Origin of the sequence: Orrella daihaiensis (assembly GCF_022811525.1) — a bacterium.
Lineage (GTDB): Bacteria > Pseudomonadota > Gammaproteobacteria > Burkholderiales > Burkholderiaceae_B > Algicoccus > Algicoccus daihaiensis.
Genome location: NZ_CP063982.1, coordinates 32,821 through 49,879, shown reverse-complemented (window position 1 = coordinate 49,879; position 17,059 = coordinate 32,821). Strand labels below are relative to the sequence as shown.

General features: G+C 52.4%; 11 protein-coding genes. 9 read left to right on the top strand and 2 right to left on the bottom strand.

Translation table 11 applies throughout. From position 1 onward, the window contains the following. Positions 1-8: 8 nt before the first annotated feature. Positions 9-2,153, top strand: a complete 2,145-nt coding sequence (locus DHf2319_RS00185; protein ID WP_243478805.1) for a DUF4214 domain-containing protein — start codon at positions 9-11, stop codon at positions 2,151-2,153. Positions 2,154-2,243: 90 nt separating this feature from the next. Here DHf2319_RS00185 and DHf2319_RS00180 read toward each other — a convergent pair whose 3' ends face one another. Then, entirely contained in the window at positions 2,244-2,432 is a 189-nt protein-coding gene (locus tag DHf2319_RS00180; RefSeq protein WP_243478804.1) for a DUF6447 family protein, read from the bottom strand. A gap of 76 nt (positions 2,433-2,508) precedes the next feature. Next, positions 2,509-3,723, bottom strand: a complete 1,215-nt coding sequence (locus DHf2319_RS00175; protein WP_243478803.1) for a glycosyltransferase family 4 protein — start codon at positions 3,721-3,723, stop codon at positions 2,509-2,511. Between the two features lie 85 nt (positions 3,724-3,808). On the opposite strand from DHf2319_RS00175, the gene DHf2319_RS00170 reads away from it, so the two are divergent. The 8 genes from DHf2319_RS00170 to DHf2319_RS00125 all read left to right on the top strand — a co-directional run bounded on the left by DHf2319_RS00170 (position 3,809) and on the right by DHf2319_RS00125 (position 16,903). Then, a complete protein-coding gene (locus DHf2319_RS00170) occupies positions 3,809-4,603 on the top strand; it encodes a SapC family protein (RefSeq protein ID WP_243478802.1) in 795 nt (264 codons plus the stop codon). A gap of 120 nt (positions 4,604-4,723) precedes the next feature. Next, positions 4,724-6,298: a DUF4214 domain-containing protein gene (locus DHf2319_RS00165; protein ID WP_243478801.1), complete on the top strand. Its 1,575-nt coding sequence runs from the start codon at positions 4,724-4,726 to the stop codon at positions 6,296-6,298. Position 6,299: 1 nt separating this feature from the next. Next, on the top strand, positions 6,300-7,982 hold the full coding sequence (locus DHf2319_RS00160) for a M64 family metallopeptidase (protein ID WP_243478800.1): 1,683 nt from the start codon (positions 6,300-6,302) through the stop codon (positions 7,980-7,982). A 137-nt stretch (positions 7,983-8,119) separates the two neighbouring features. Then, the gene (locus tag DHf2319_RS00155; RefSeq protein WP_243478799.1) at positions 8,120-9,550 is read left to right on the top strand and encodes a TolC family protein; all 1,431 of its coding nucleotides are present in this window, start codon (positions 8,120-8,122) and stop codon (positions 9,548-9,550) included. 71 nt (positions 9,551-9,621) lie between these two features. Further along, positions 9,622-11,838 carry a type I secretion system permease/ATPase gene (locus tag DHf2319_RS00150; RefSeq protein WP_243478798.1) on the top strand — a complete coding sequence of 739 codons (2,217 nt, stop codon included), beginning with the start codon at positions 9,622-9,624 and terminating at the stop codon, positions 11,836-11,838. Next, a complete protein-coding gene (locus tag DHf2319_RS00145) occupies positions 11,835-13,070 on the top strand; it encodes a beta-barrel domain-containing protein (protein WP_243478797.1) in 1,236 nt (411 codons plus the stop codon). The genes DHf2319_RS00150 and DHf2319_RS00145 overlap by 4 nt, the downstream gene beginning before the upstream one ends. 233 nt (positions 13,071-13,303) lie before the next feature. Then, the gene (locus DHf2319_RS13125; protein ID WP_369810202.1) at positions 13,304-15,808 is read left to right on the top strand and encodes a tail fiber protein; all 2,505 of its coding nucleotides are present in this window, start codon (positions 13,304-13,306) and stop codon (positions 15,806-15,808) included. Between the two features lie 45 nt (positions 15,809-15,853). Continuing rightward, positions 15,854-16,903, top strand: a complete 1,050-nt coding sequence (locus tag DHf2319_RS00125; RefSeq protein WP_243478796.1) for a DUF4214 domain-containing protein — start codon at positions 15,854-15,856, stop codon at positions 16,901-16,903. Positions 16,904-17,059: the final 156 nt, after the last annotated feature.

Below are 17,059 nucleotides of genomic sequence, written 5' to 3'. Positions count from 1 at the left end.
GGTGATTCATGTCGTTGCTAGCACCTGACTCTTACGTTGCCCGGGCCCTGTCCCAAACCAAGACCGCAGGACTTCAGACCTCTTGGTTTGAGGTTGCAGATTTCGGGATCTTGGTTTTAAGCACTACTGAGCAGCACGGCGCATATGCGTATCCAACGATCAATGATGTGAAAGAGCCTGGTTGGTTTGGCGTTACGCCATGGCCATTACATGCTGTGGATCTAAATGGTGATGGGTTTGAAGACCTGATCGCTAGGCCCATGATGGTGCCCCACGTTGTACCAAGACAAACGGAAATACAGCCATTATTTTTGATGCAAGATCAAAATGGCGCAATCAGCTTAAAAGAGTCAACAGACTTTGGCTTGAGTCTGCCAAACAAGCATTTTCTGAATCAGATAAAAAGTGGTGACTTTAACGGCGACGGTATCCAAGACGTCGCACTCGGCTCTGAGGGTCTGCGGGACTTGTCTTTGCCGGACTGGCGAGATACGGCGCAGCAACAAACACCACTCGTCATCTTTGGCGGTTTACAAGGACCGTCCGCTGCGACTGATCAATTCGAAGGGATGAGCGCTGAGGATTACGGCCAAAGCCACATCATGGCGGTCGGGGATTTCAACGGCGATGGATTCGATGACTGGGTCTCAGGTTGGTATGCATTTTATGGCCAGTCAGACTTGACTTTTTCGTTACAGAGATTGTCTGGTGTTGGCGGTAATGCAATCACTGCTGCAGATTTCAATGGTGATGGATTCTCTGACATTGCATCCTCAAGTGGTCCAGATATTGGTGATCCAACTAGAAATGGTGGCGATCTTATTGTGATGTTTGGCGGCCCGGGTGGTTTGCTAGACGCAGATTCGGCTCAATCAGTCTTCAGAGCAGGGGGCGCTGATAACGTTGGGACTAGTTCGATAGCGTCCGCTGATTTTGATGGTGACGGTAAGCTGGATTTGGTTTTGTTTGAGCACGGTTGGGTAACTAATAGCGGTGACTCCACCAACTATTACAGAAACGGTCTATTGCGATTATTTTCAGGGGATGGACGGGGCGGTTTTGTTGAGAGGTTAGACCATATTATCGATCCCCATGCTGGGATAAGGCAGGGTGGCGCTAACGTACTGGCCCAAGATGTAAATGCTGATGGGTGGGTTGATTTGATTTTGATGGGTGGTGCCCCCATGTTTGGTCAACCCGGGCAACCTGAGTCCTTGGGTGACCAGACGACCATATTTCTAAATCAAAAAGGAAAGTTAGTGCCGTTGAATCAGGTCATCGCCTACGTTCAGCCGTTTCAGATGGCAGGATTTGAGCACCTAGAGCAATGGCAAAAAACTGCCGTACCTGAAATGCATCCGATTGATCTTGGGAACGATGGCCTTATTGATTTTTTAGGATTTGTGCAAACTCCATTGGGTGCGATTCCCCAGTCGGAACCAATTTACACGCACGCGTTTACCGTTCGCGCCAGGGAGCCTCTTGGGAGAGTAAACGGAGATGAGACGCTGACTGGCACCATGGGTCATGATTTAATCCGTGGCTTCAATGGTAGCGATACTTTTTTTGGAAAAGCAGGGGACGATACTCTGGTTGGATCCGATGGCTTTGATCGTGCCATATATCAGGGTCGCTTTAGTGACTATGTAATTATGGGTCTGGGATCCCATCAGTTTTCAGTCCAGGACTTTTTTTCGACGAGAGACGGGACTGATGAGCTTTTGAATATTGATCGCCTGCAGTTCTCAGACGTCACACTTGCCTTGGACATCGATGGCATCGCAGCCGAAGCCTATCGGATCTACAAGGCAGCGTTTGATCGTCAACCAGACCTGACTGGCTTGGGTTTCTGGATCAAGAACATGGATGCAGGCGTGAGTCTTGAGGCTGTGGCCCAAGAGTTCATCAATAGCGCCGAGTTCATTCGTATGTATGGTGCGGATCCAACGGACGAGCAGTTTGTTGATTTGCTCTATGCCAACGTGCTGGATCGTCAGGCCGATCAATCGGGCTATGACTTCTGGATCGGGGCCTTGGACCGTGGTTTAACGCGTGCAGGTTTGCTGGCTGAGTTTAGTGAGTCGAGGGAAAACGTGGCCAATGTTGCGCCGCTAATTGAAGATGGAATTCAGTACGTGGCGTTCGTGGGGTAGTGGGCTGGGCACTGGTTTTATGCGTGCATGAGTCGGTCAATTGAGTACGCTGCTACCCCTATTCTTATCTAAGGCTGTTGCTTGCAAGAATTACTGTTTTTCTAGCTCAGCCTTTAACGCTTGTGCATAGGTTTGTCTGGCTGTTTGCAGCACGGCCAGATTGGCTTGTGCGCGTGCAATTTCCTGATCAACAAACTGCAGGTTGCCGAGTTGTGCTTTGGCTTGGTCTGAGAGTTTGTCGGTGTCGTATGGTTTGCCGTCAATGGTGATTTCAGCCATTTGTGCTCCTTTTATAGGTTGGGTGTCAATAGCTCATCATCGTAACAAATCGAGCCGATGACTGTTTTGTGGGGAGTTATCGATACCGTTCGATGATTGACATGAGCTTTGGCAGGCACACTTGCTTTAAGTCGTAGTGTTTGACAGCAAATTCACGGGCATTGCGACCGAGTCTTTCTCGCTTGTCTGGGTCATTGAGTAACTGCGTGACATTTTGTGCGAGCTGTTTGGGGTCAAAGAATGGGGTAAGCACGCCAGTTTCTTCGTTGATAATTGCCTCATGCAGTGGCTTGGTGTCACTTGCGACAATCGCACAGCCACATGACATGGCTTCAAGCAAACTCCAGGACAGCACAAACGGGTAGGTTAGATAGATGTGAACCGTTGAAAGTTGTAGCAGTGTGATGAAGTGTTGGTAAGGAATCTGACCCAAGAAATGGACTCGTGATACGTCAAGGTCATTTCTGACCTCATCAAGGAAGATCTGCTTCCAGGTTTTACCATGCGGTGGCTTGGCGCCGTAGGAAACCCCGTCGCCGCCGACTATTAGTACGCGGGCGTTCGGGCGTGATTTGAGGATCTCAGGCAATGCGCGCATGAAGATGTGGTAACCGCGATAGGGTTCTAGATTACGGTTCACAAACGTGATGATTTCATCTTGGCGCGAGAGCTTCTTTTGTCCGATTTGCAGCCACGCATCGGGGTTCGGTTTGAGCACATCGGTGTTGATGCCATCATGAACTACATCGATACTGGATTTGAACGGTTCGGGAAATGTGCTCCGCTGCCATTCAGTGGGTGAGATGCCGCCATCGGCCACATCAAAGTGCAAGAGGTTATTGACGTTTTTCATGCGCACGCGACAAGCGTCAGCAGGATCTTGTGACGCGAACTCAGGATCAAAACCAACGTCTGATCCTTGGGCAGCGTAATAAAACTCGCAATAAATCACCATCTTCGTATTGGGCCAGACTTGTTTCAGAAATAGGCTTTCACCCCAACCCGGATGGGCCAGGATGAGGTCTGGCTCAAACCCATCTTGTTTGAGCTTTAATGCGGCACGAAACGCTGCATCGCCCCGAATAACTTTGGTTTCCGTCTCAGCTACCCAAGGGTGCACATCTTTGCCGGTACCTTTGGCCGCTTGATAGCGCACCACTTGCAGTTGCTCGGGCCCTTGATAGTCGTTCATGGTGAATGCTACGACTTGATTGCGTGGATCTTGTAACAACACTGGCACCAAGTGCTTGAACTGCCCAGGAAAGTTCTGATGGACGAGAAGGATTTTCATGGATTGATTGACTGGTTCTGTTCTTTGGTTTCACTCGTACAATGTCTATTACAGCATTTGCAGTCAAAGATAAGGAAATTCTTTTATGGCGATCGTCCCCATTTCACAATCCGAGTTCGGCAACAAGCGTTTTAAGCGCTACGAATCGTACGCTTTTGCAGCCAAGGATGCGCTGGCGCCCTTGGTCTTGAAAGAGCTGGTGCGCGCGACCATGGTGATGCCGGTTGGATTTGCGATGGTGCAAGACGCGTTTGTCCCGGTGGCGGTGCTTGGGCTAGGCAATGGCAAGAATCTGTTTGTGGCGCCTGATGGCCGTTGGGTGGGTCGTTACGTGCCAGCGGCTTATCGCGGCTATCCTTATGTGCTTGCCAATGGACCTGAGGACAAGCAGATTCTTTGTTTTGATGACAGCAGTGGCTTGTTAAGCGAAACCGAAGGGGAACCCTTTTTCGGTGAAGATGGCAAGCCAACACAAGCAATCAACGATATCTTGAATTTCTTGACCCAGTTGGCGGTTAATCGTCAAGCAACTCAGCGAGTTTGTGCCCTCTTGCAAGAACACGGGCTGATTGAGCCTTGGCCCATCAAGCTTAAGGGCAAGGAAGGTGAGCCCGAGCGCAATCTTGAGGGCTTGTTCAGGATTAACGAAGTTGCCTTTAATCAACTCGATGAAAAATCACTACACGTCTTGCATCAAGGGGGCGCTTTGCCAGTCATTTACTGCCAGTTGCTCTCAATGCAGCACTTGCCGGTTCTAGGTGAGCTTGCCAAAGCTTATGAGGCTGCCGAGCAACAGGCTGCGCTGCCCAAGAACGAGGCGGGTGAGATTGACTTGAGCTTTCTGGCTGACGATACCACCATCAGTTTTGAAAACCTATAGATTTTCTCGGGAACCTACCGAGGCGTAGGCGGTCACATTACAATGTGACTAGTAACTGATACCCAGTGGCAAACCTATGGTGGTCTTGACCAGTCATCTGGTATCAGGCGGGTGGTTCTCGTGGCAAACTCGGTTCAATATCTCGGATTGACAGGCGATGATGCGGTCGATGGATTGACCACGGGTTTCCGCTGGGTGCTTGATTCCAACAAGACCCTGACCTACTCCATCTCCAACGGTTTTAATGGCGAATACTTTCTGAATCCGGAGCGGATGCTTGGGTATTTTGGCAGCGCCATCCAAGCCTTTGAGCCGTTTATTGACATCAAGTTTCAAAACGTCGGTCAGTATGACAATCCGAGCTTGGCTTATCGTGCTGGCAGCGATATCAACCTGTCAATTGATGGTGCAGGGGTTTTGTTTCCCAGCCCGTTCGCTTGGGCGATGGCGTTCTTCCCGGCGCAAGAGTATCTGCGCTCCCCCTACGTTGGCGCCGCGGGTGATGTGTTTATTAATACCCAGAGTGAAGCCAACAGCCTGCCGAGTTACGAGCCTGGCTCCCAAGGGTACTTCTTGTTGTTGCATGAGCTGGGTCACAGTTTTGGTCTTAAACACCCGCATGATGATGGTGGTACTGGACGACCGACTTTCGATGAGTTAGGTATTGGTCGTTTGGATCAGGACTATGTCTCGGTGATGTCCTACAACGATGATGCCGCCTGGAATCTGGTTCAGTGGGACCCCGCCACGCCCATGGTGTTCGATGTGATCGCCATGCAGTATCTCTACGGTAAAAATGAATCGACCAATGTGGGGGATACTTTCTTCCGTATTGACCGCACCGGCATGTACCACTCGGTTTGGGATGCGTCTGGCACCGACACGGTGAGCGTGGCCACTGGCACCGAGGGCTGGTTAATTGAGCTGCCCCGATTCACGATCTCGGACTTGGTCGACACCAAGATCGGTCGGGCTGAGCCCATGGTCGATCTTGACTTGGTCGTGCCCGAGGACTTGGTTTGGCTGCTAGGCGACATAGAAAACGCCTTGGGATCTAACTACGACGACACGATCTTGGGTAATGAATTAGACAACTGGTTGCAACCGCAGGGTGGCAATGACGAGGTCGATGGTGCGGGTGGTCGTGACATGGTGCTCTATGAATTGCGCCGTGAGCAGACCACGCTTAGCAAGGGCCGTGACAATAGCGGTGAAGAGTTCTATACCTTGATCACGCCGGTGGGGACCGACACGCTATATAACGTTGAGTTGCTGTCCTTTAGCAATGCTCGTGTAGCACTCGATGCGGCAGATGAAGCACCTGGCCAGGCGCTGCGCTTGTATCAGGCCGCGTTTGGTCGGGAGCCGGATCTGCGAGGCTTGGGCTATTGGGTGGCCCAACTTGAAGACGGTGTGGCGCTGCAAGATGCTGCCTATTGGTTCATGCGCAGTGAAGAGTTCCAGTCGCGCTATGGCGCTGATCCCAACACCGATACATTCGTGAATTTGCTCTATAACAACGTCTTGCTGCGCGCGCCTGAGGCGGCGGGTTATGACTATTGGTCGGGTGTGCTCAATGCTGGGCTGACGAACCGGGAATCCGTGCTGACCTATTTCTCTGAGTCGGCTGAGAATCTCGCCAATACTAGTGCTGACCTTGAGTTGGGTGTAGCCTACGTGCCTTGGGTAGCCTGAGATGTACATACAGAACACCGGATCTGCTGACAAGCGCGTGGATATTGTCCTCGTAGCCGAGGGCTATACCGCCAGTGAAATGGAGCGGTTTTACGCAGATGCCAGGCGTTTGACCGATGCCATGTTTGCGCCGAATTCGTTGACGTCCCCGTATCACGAGTACCAGCAGTATTTCAACGTGCAGGCACTGTTTACCCCATCGAGCCAGTCCGGGTATTCAACCTCAAGCTCGCCGATTGATACAGCGTTCGATGCTGCGGCAACTTTGGCCGATGGTCGTGGCATCATCGGTAACGGTAATGCGGTGCGGCGGTTTGTCAATGAGAACACCACCATCGATGAACAGGATGTCATCATTGTGTTGGTCAATACGGCCGACTATGGTGGCGCGGCCTCTGGCAACGTGACGTGGGTAACCGCCCGCCATCCACAGTCAATTGAGGTCTTGTTGCATGAGGTAGGTCATTCGTTTGCTGGGCTTGACGATGAATATGTCGATCCCGAGGTTGCGGCATTTTTTCCGTTAACCAGCACTGCACTGGCTAATAGCGTGCATCTGTCGACCAGTCGCACGGATGTGCCTTGGTCAGCCTGGTTAGGCTATCGCGATGAGCTCGGCGTAGTGGGCACTTATGAGGGTGGCTACTATCGCGACCGTGGGGTATGGCGCCCGACAATGACATCAAAGATGCGCGATTATGATGAGCCGTTTTCTGCACCACAGAAAGAAGCAATCGTGCATGCGATTTATGAGACGGTTGGTAGTGCCGCTCACCTTGTGCAGTTAACCCCGTTTGTGTATCAACTAGACGTGATTGATCCTGATGTGGCATCAATCGCCTGGAGAGACAATAATGGCAGGTCTTACGCGTTTGGGTCAGAACCCATGACCACATTTGGACTTAATGTTGACCGTCTGTCGGCCACCGTCTCAGACATGGGCGGCTTTGTGCGTCAGGGGCTTGATTTACTCACAGATGTCATTACGGTTGAGATAGACAGTATCCTCGACGAGGTCTACAAGCTTGGTGACAATCTTAATGAGTTACTGGACAAGGCCATAGCGTTCACCGCTGAGGCCGATCGGGTGGTACTCGATCGACTGACGGGAAGTTTTTTGTCTTTCGGTGAGGGCAACGACGTATTGACACTGAACGTCGGTCACGAGCAGATAGAGATCGAGTCCTTATCAGATACGGTGATGTTGCTGTCGTCACAAGTAGCGGGTGTTCGCGAGCATTTGGCCACCGGCGATCTGGAGCGATTGGTTTTTGGTGACGGTCGTGCGTATGCGCTAAATGACAGTGTGGTTGAGCAAGCCTACCGGATTTATCAAGCCGCCTTTGCGCGTAAGCCCGATGATGAGGGCTTGGGCTATTGGACCGATGTGCTTGACCGTGGGGCATCGCTAGTGGGTGTCGCGCAAGGATTTACCGAGAGTGTGGAGTTTGTGAACCGTTACGGCCCAAACCCCAGTAACGAGGACTTCGTGTCAGCGCTTTATGTCAACATTCTGGGGCGCGAGCAAGACGCTGAGGGCGCAGCGTTCTGGGTGGATCATATGAACGCCGGTCGATTGCAGGGCTATGAAGTGCTTGCCCAGTTCTCTGAGTCCCCAGAAAACGTTCGCTTGCTGGAACCAGTGCTGGGTCAGGGAGTGTGGTTCGATAGTTGGGTGGCGTAGTTGTGTAAAATCAAACTATCGAGTCAATAGGTATAATCAATCAGACCACATGATCCAATCTACCTAAGTCATCGATATTTGAGATGTCACTTCAGGGGCGTACAATCTCCCGTTCTGTTATGCAATTCGGATTTCCCATGCGGCTCAAACACGTAGCGCTCCTAGGCGCGCTCGTCATGCCTTCAGTTGTGCTTAGCCAAAGCCTGCCGGAGGCGGTGCAGATTGCCTTATCGCAGTACCCCAGTATCCTGGCGGCACAGTCCCGCGTGGAAGCGGCAGACTATGAGATAACGCGTGCGCGCAGCGGCCACTTTCCGCAGGTTGGGTGGCAAGGCACCAACAGTGTCTACAGCGATGTCTCGCCGACTCCGTTTGGACCCAACGACACGTGGATCCAGTCGCCGACGGTGAACATGAATGTTTGGTCGGGTTGGCGGGTACAGTCCGAAGTCGAGCGTGCCCAAGCTATACACGATACCCGTCAGCAACAACAGCGCATCACCCGAGATGAGGTAGCGTTCCTGGTAGTTGAGGCTTACCTGAACTGGATGCGGTTACGTGATTTGGTCAAGTTGGCAGAAGACAACTTGGCTGCTCATGAGCGCCTGACCCGTGACGTCAACAAGATTGCCGCAGTTGACCAAGGCCGGCGTATTGATGTCGACCAAGCGTTGGTTCGTACCGAGAATGCTCGGCTGTCGCTTGAGCAACGCCGTGCCGAATATGAGATTTTTGCCCAGCGCCTGCGCCGCATGCTACTAGGGCGGTTACCTCAATTCCCGGCGGGCTATGAGCAGATCAAAGGCCGTTTGCCGACCACGACGGACCAGGCACTGGCCCTGCTAGCGCCTACTCACCCAGTGATTGCGCAGCAGCAGGCTCAGATTGATGCTGCTGAAGCCGCGGTGCGTAGTGCCAAGTCGGGTTTCTCACCGCGGGTTGACTTGTCTTATCAGCGCCAGACCACGCAAGGAAGCGGGCAAGGTGACTACATTACGCAGCTAAATGTGCAGGTACCGATTTTTGATGGTGGCTCGGCTTATGGTGCGACCCGCAGTGCTTATGCAGAGCTTGATGCAGCCAAGCAGGGCTTGACTGAAGTGAAGGTCACGTTAAGAGAAAATTTGTTGACGGGCTGGTCTGAATATTTGTCAGCCAAGCAGCGTGCCGTGCTCGGTAAAAAGCAAGTCGTCAATGCCATCAAGTTGGTCGAAGGCTATGACAAACAGTTTCGCGTTGGTCGTCGCTCATTGCTTGATTTGCTAACGATTCAGGACAATTTGTATTCGTATCAGACCAATGCGACCAATGCCAGCTATGAGGAGCGCATTGCCAAGGCCAAGATTCTGGCGATCTTGAATCGCTTGGCGCTCGCCTACCAGAGCCCGCATGATCAGCAAGCCGCTATGCCTGCCCAGCCTGCCAGCGCGGCACCAGCAAGGCAACCAGCCTCTGCTCGACCAGCCGCTCCAACGCCAGTTCGCAGCGCTGAACCTAGCGCATCATCCAACACCGTGACAACCGGGTTTGGTGCGACAACTAACATCAGCACAGAGCTGGGCCAGTGAGTTTGAAAACTCCGATGCTTCCAAGGGCTAAAATGCTCTTTTTATCGATATTTCATGACAGGTAATCCCACTTGACTAACCCGAATAACGAATCGCAGAACACAGTGGAACTTGAGGGGCCTTCGCAAAGCGACCCCTTGCTCGTTTGTCTGGCACTGATGACTCAGCTGCTAGACAACCCGATTCCGATGTCAACCTTGCGCTCGGGCTTTGCGCTCGACTCAAAAGGACACATTCCGCCGGCGGCCATTCCTGAGGTCGCAACGCGCTATGGGTTTAATGCCGCCTGGGTCAAACGTCGCGCTAGCGCCTTCCCTAATTATGCGTTGCCGGTGGCTGCGCCGCTGATGGATGGCCGCATGGCGATTTTGCGGTCGGTCAAGGACGGTGTAGCCACTGTGCTCTTTGCCGAGTCGGGGATGCGGCCACATGAGATGGCGCTCGAAGAGTTTGATGCGCTGCTCGGTGAAAACACCCTAGTCGTCAAGCTACAACCCAAAAGCAGCAAACAGCAACTGATTCCATTAAAAACCGAGGCGTTTGGCTGGTTCTTTAACACCATGTGGCGGTTTCGCCGGTTCTATTACGAATCCATGGTGGCGACTGTGGTGGCGAACATACTGACGCTGGCCACCGTGTTCTTCACGATGAACGTCTTTAACCGGGTGATTCCGGCGCAAGCCTATGTGTCGTTATGGACACTGACCATCGGTGTTGGTCTTGCGATGCTGCTGGAGTTTCTCATGCGCTGGCTCAAAGCCAGACTGGTTGACGAAGGCGCCAAGCGCGCTGACCTGGCAGTGAACTCGACGCTTTTGCGTGAAATCATGTCGGTGCGACTTGATCATCGACCGCAATCGATCGGCATTTTTGCAAGTTCAATGCGCGACTTTGATTCCTTGCGTGAATTCATCTCGTCGTCGTTGTTTGTGACGATCGCCGACTTGCCGTTCGTCTTCATGTTCCTGTTCCTGATCTGGGTGATTGGTGGTCCACTGGTCTGGATTCCAGTCGTAGTTGTGCCTGTTCTGCTGATACTCTCATTTGTGGTGCAGCCTAAGCTCATGCGTGCCATGCGCAAGAACATGAAGCAAGCAGGAGAAAAGCAATCGGTGCTGGTTGAAGCACTCATGAATCTGGAGATGCTCAAAGCCCACAATGCTGAGAGCTACTTGCAACGTCGCTGGGAAAAGTCCAATGCTGCTGCCGTGCAGTCGTTTATGGACATCCGTAAAACCAGTATCTGGTTAACTGGTTTGACCACTACCTTGCAGCAGGCAACCTCAGTGGCGATTATCGTGATGGGTGTTTATCTCATTCATGACAACACGCTGTCACTAGGTGCTTTGATTGCTTGTAATATTTTGGCGGGTCGGGCTGTGATGCCATTGGGTCAGATCGTTCAATTGGCCACTCGCTATCAACAGGCCAAGACCTCCTTGGAAATGCTTGATGGCTTAGTGCAGCGCCCACGTGACCGCGACCATGATCAACGCTACATCGTGCCCGAGGCATTCAAAGGTCGGCTAGCGGCAGACAATCTGGAGTTTGCTTACCCAGGTCCTCAGCCCATTCAGGTCATCGATAAGGTCTCGTTGAACTTAGACCCGGGTGATCATGTGGCACTGCTTGGGCACGTAGGGTGCGGCAAGAGCACGTTGCTACGTCTAATGGCCGGTCTGTATAAGCCACTGAGCGGTAGTGTGCGGGTCGATGATCTGGATATCCTGCAGATTGAACCCTCGGAGTTGCGCAGCCGCATTGGCTATGTGGGGCAAGACGCCCAATTGTTCATGGGTTCCTTGCGTGACAATCTGGTGTTGTCTGAGACCTGGATTACTGATGAGCGCATCATGGAGGTGTTAAAGCCTCTGGGCATGTATCCGATGGTTGCAGCACACCCACGCGGACTCGACATGCCTCTGACAGAAGCTGGTGGTGGTCTGTCCGGTGGCCAGCGTCAGTTGCTCACCGTGGCGCGCATGATGTTGCGTGACCCAGTGTATGTATTTATGGATGAGCCAACTGCCAACATGGATCAGGACACAGAGGCGCGTGTTATCAAGGTGTTGGGTGAGTGGCTTAAAGGTCGTACCTTACTCATCTCAACGCACCGTCCACAGTTACTTGCGTGGGTTGATCGTATCGCAGTCATGCAAAAAGGCAAGATCTTAAGCGAAGGCCCACGCGATGAGATCCTGCAAAAACTTTCACGTGGGGCAGCGCAGGCCAAGCAGCGCATGTCGGCCGTGCCCGGTGACGACAAACAGCAGGCGAGTGCAGCATGAGCAAGAAAGATAAAGCACCGGTGAGTCAGGAAGAAGAGGATTTTGTTTTTTCTGCTATCGAAGAGGATGAGGGTAGATGGGGGCGTTACCTTGTTTATCTCGTGCTGATTGTCGTAGCGGCAGCGATTGCTTGGGCATCCTACTTTCAGTTGGATGAAGTGACGGTTGCCAATGGCAAGGTGATTCCGGCTAGCCGTGGCCAAGTAGTACAGGTCCTAGAGACTGGCATCCTCAAAGAGCTCAATGTGAAAGAGGGCGAGGAAGTCAAAAAGGGTCAGGTGTTGCTACAGCTAGACGATTCGCGTGCGGGTCCGGTCTACCGCGAGGCTTACGAAAAGTGGCAATCGCTCTTGGCGCGAGCCACCCGTCTGCGCGCTGAAGCCTATGGCATGGAGCTGAAGTTCCCGCCGGAGGTAGCCGAGGACAAAGAGTTGGTCGAGATCGAGACCAAGGCGTTTAAGGCTCGCAAGTCAGCGCTTGATGAACAATTGGTCGCGCTTGAGAAATCACGTGATGCCCTGAACCGCGAGGTAGAGTTAACAGCCCCATTGGTCAAGCAAGGAGTTGTTTCTGAGGTGGAACTCTTGCGCTTAAAGCGACAAGCGTCAGGTCTTGAAGGACAGATTGCTGAGTTGCGTACTCGTTATCTGACAGTTGCCAGTGATGAGTTAGTCAGGGTGGATGCAGAGCTAGGTCAGGTAAGCGAGATCCTCATGGCGCATGAACAAACCTTGGCCAGAACAACCGTCAGGTCGCCGACCGATGGCATTGTCAAAGACATCGGCGTCTCGACCATTGGTGCCATCATCAACTCAGGGCAAGTCATTATGGAGATTGTGCCCACGAGTGACGAGATGCTTGTCGAAGCTTTCATGCCGCCCACAGAAGTGGCTTACGTGGAAGTAGGCGCTCAGGCCAAGGTTAAGCTCAGTGCTTATGACACTCGTCGTTATGGTGATCTCGACGGCGAGGTGATTTTGGTGAGCCCGGACGTTTTGATTGAAGACTCCAAGGGTGGTGGCCGTTCAGATGCCACACCCGTTAACTTTGAGCCCGGTTTCTATAAAATCCTCGTGAAAATCACCAATGCCGGTATCGAGCGCAATGGTATGAAATTGATTCCGCGGCCAGGTATGACAGCCACCGTGGATATCCTCACCGGTGAGAAGACGGTGATGGAGTACATCTTTAGACCGATTGAATCATTGCGAGATGCCTTGCGAGAGCGCTAATCGGAATTGAAAGTAGCTAGAAGTGACGGTTATTAAACAAAGACGCCCAACTGATCAAACAGTTGGGCGTCTTTGTTTTTAATCCACTGAGGCGAACTCGCGCGTTAACTTGATTGGGCAAGTGGTTTGACTCAGTGTGAACCATTTCCGACTAAAACGATCGTATAGTAACTATCAGTTGTAAGCGACTTCTAGTCGCATCGCATAAAAATTTAGCCGAAGGAGACGTTGGCATGACCGCATCAATCAATATTGGACAACCAAGTCTGGCACTGCAACAGTCGATTGTGACAGATGGTTGGTTTCCGGGTTTCAACAATAACCCGCAGGGTTTTGGGTCGGCTGCAATGCTCGGTTTCGTAATCACGACCGCGTTTGAATATTCGCCGGATAATGTTCTCGAATTGATGCCCGCTGACGGTCAGGCGTTGTCGATTCCCTCACAGAGCACGCTCTATGCTTTGCTCACCAATGCCTACGGTGGAAACTTCCCGCACACCTTTAAGTTGCCAGATCTAGGAGGTGCTGCGCCTATCTTTAAGATTGTCGAGGGCACGATCACTGACTGGGGTCAAACTCAGGGTAGTCCTGACAATCAGCTCCTATTAAGCTCGCCGCAGCTACCAGCAGCACTCGGAGGGGCTTCGGTTCCGATTGATGTCAGCCAGTATGGTCTGGGTGTGCGGTATCTGATCCAAACGGCAGGGCTCTTCCCGACGGGCAACTCCCCCACACCGAATACCATCGGCATGGTCTACCCGTACGTCGCGCCAGAGATGGGCGGGGTGCCTGATGGATTCCTGCCCGCAGATGGTCGTCTGTTAAACATCGCCGAGTTTGAGACGCTATATGCGGTCATTGGCACCACTTATGGCGGAAACGGACAGACAACATTTGCATTGCCGGATTTGCGCAATCGCGTCCCGGTTGGTACGGGTGTCACATCAACTGGACAGCAAATTGCATTAGGCCAAGAGTTCGGTACCCAGACAACCCAATTGTCGTCTGCGCAAGCAACTAGTGGCGAACCACTGCCAACCGCACAACCATCGCTTGGGCTGCACTATGTGGTGGCTACCGATGGTGTGTATTGGGGCATGGATGAGCAAACACCCATGATTGGGCAAATCGGCATCTATGCCGGTAGCCGGATCCCTGAGAACTGGACGTTCGCGCACGGGCAATTGCTCCCCGTTAATCAGAACACTGCGCTGTACTCTTTACTCAGAAATAATTTCGGTGGCGATGGCACGAGTACGTTTGCCCTTCCTGACTTGCAAGGTCGCACGATGGTAGGCACTGGTGGCGTGAACAACCTGCAGATTGGTGACACGCAGGGCAGTTTCAGTGAGTTCATCACGGCTACAAACCTGCCCGAGATTGTCACACCGGTGCCAGGGGTGCAGGTGTTAGACGAGAACGGTCAAGTTGCGGGTGACAAGATCACGGGCAAGTTTGAGTTGGATGTCTCTGGCGTGTGGCCACAGGCTCGGGTGGAGTATTCGACCGACGGCACGACATGGTCCGAGACGTTTACGGCCCAGGAAGGCAGTAATACCCTATATGTTCGCCAGGTCAATGTACTAGGTCAGGCCTCAGCCGCTACTCAGGCCATCACCTTTGTATTGGACACGACAGCCCCTGAGGCACCTGAGGTGGTGATTGATGGAGTAGCGGTGGCAGCACCCGCATTTAAAGCCGCTGTACCAGCAGATAGCAACGATACGATTCCTCGTACGAGCATAGGCAAGCTCTCGTTTGGCAAGGTTGAGGACGGAGCCACACTTGAGTTCTCGATTGATGGTGGTCAGACGTGGAGCGATACGTTTGAAGCCCAGTCAGGACTGAATCAAGTGCAGGTCAGACAAGTGGATTCGGCAGGCAACGTGTCACTTGCGTCAGAGCTCATTCAGTTCTACTGGGATGGGTCAGATACCGAAGCGGCTGTGACGTCAACGACCACCCACAGCACCGGGGGTAACGTCATCACGGTTGAGCAACACGGCGCACTGGTCACGGGATTAGGTACTGCCAATATTGATCTTCTCATCCACGGTCACCAGCAAGACGTGACGCTACCCGATGACATTGAACACATCCGCTTAACCGAGAATGGGCTAAACAATACCGTCACCGGTAATGCCCAAGACAACGTGTTTGAAGTGATCGTCGGTAACTGGGTGATTCAAGGCAATGGGGGTCAAGACACGGTCAAGCTATCGAATGCCATGGCAGACTACGTCATTACCCAAGAGTCCTTTGAGGGGCAGCTACAAGCCACGCTCTATGGTCCCGAGGGCAGGATTATCGTCAGAGACGTTGAGACGATCGAGTTCAGTGATGTCACGCTGGTTAAAACAGACGGCACGGACATCACCGAAATCGATCATCTGTATGAGGAAGTACTGGGACGCCACCCAGACATAGAAGGGCTGACCTATTGGGTGAACCAGATGAACCAAGGAGCGACATTACAAGACGTCGCTCAAGCGCTAGCCGAGTCTACAGAGTTCAAACAACTGTACGGCACACCGTCAGAGGAACAACTCGTAGAAGAACTCTATGAAGCCATCTTAAATAGATCCCCTGACGCCGAAGGGCTTGCCTACTGGACTGAAGCACTGGTGGTGCATGGGGCCACAGAGGGTGAGTTGATTGTCAGCCTGCTGACTTCCGCAGAGTCGCAGAGTGCGTCTACGAGCCAAGTCAGCAGCGGTGGGTTGTTTGTGGTGGGTTAACCCATGGGTAAATGACTGACAGCCAATTAAAGAGATAACCAAGCGATGACAACACAACTAGAAACGTATCAGAACCAAGTCGCTGAGCTCTACATCGTGTTCTTTGGACGCGCGCCTGATGCTGAAGGGATGAATCACTGGGTGCAGGCATTAAAGGATGGTCTGACCATGAGTGATATTGGCGCCCACTTTGAAATGAGCGCTGAATACCAGTCGAGGTATGGTGGTTTGTCATCAATCGAGGGAAGTTTGTATTCGACTGAGCAAATCAAACGGTTCTATCAGAACGCCTTTGAGCGTGATGCAGATGCTCAAGGCTTGGATTACTGGCTTAAGCAAATTCAACAAGGCAAAGCGTTAGCGGATGTGGCTATTGCTAAAGTTCAAGCCGCGTTTGCCGGTGGCGATGGTGTTAGTCCGAGCGATACAGCAATTGTGCGCAACAAGGTCGAGGTTGCCAAGTATGTATCCGTGACACTGGCAAGCAACGACACCGATCTGGTAGACGGCGCATTTGATGGGGTCACGGCAGAACCTGGTTCAGTCACTTCTACGGAGGCTCGACTGGCTGCTCAGGCCGCTGGACGCTCAGGCCGTGTCATTGAGGGTGACGAGCAAGCGCAGACGCTAACAGGTGGCCTCGGTCCCGACACCATCATGGGTGGTGTCGGTGATGACACGATTGTCGGTGAGGCCGGGGCTGATTCATTGACGGGTGGTCAAGGGCGTGACGTGTTTGTATATGCCTCAGGTGCCACGGGTGAGAGGCTCTCAACAGCAGATCGAATTACCGACTTTGAGCCGGGCGTTGATAAGATCAAAACCAACCTACCGAACTTCTCTGTGACCGAGGTTCTGATCGAGGACTCCAGCACTGCTGAAATTGATACTTACGCAGATTTCGTCGGCAAAGCTTCTGAAGCGTTTGGTACTGGTTATCCCGTTTACGTCGTTAGTAATCCCATCGTGGGTGAAACGTGGGTAGCAATCAACAATGGAGGGTCGCCGCTCGCGTTCGGTGAAGGCGACTCCCTCATTATTCTGCAAGGCATCCAAAACGATATCCTGATGAGTGGCACGGACTTCATTCAGTAAGGTGCGGTGCGAAGGTGTTTGCCTAGCGGGCGTGCACCAGATCAGGGCATAACCTAGATGCTTGCTTTGTATGCCACTCTTAAGTGCCTCAGCATTTCCCCTACTGTAGATTTTTTGAACGAAATGGGTAAACATTGATCGTACTGTTAGTGTAGA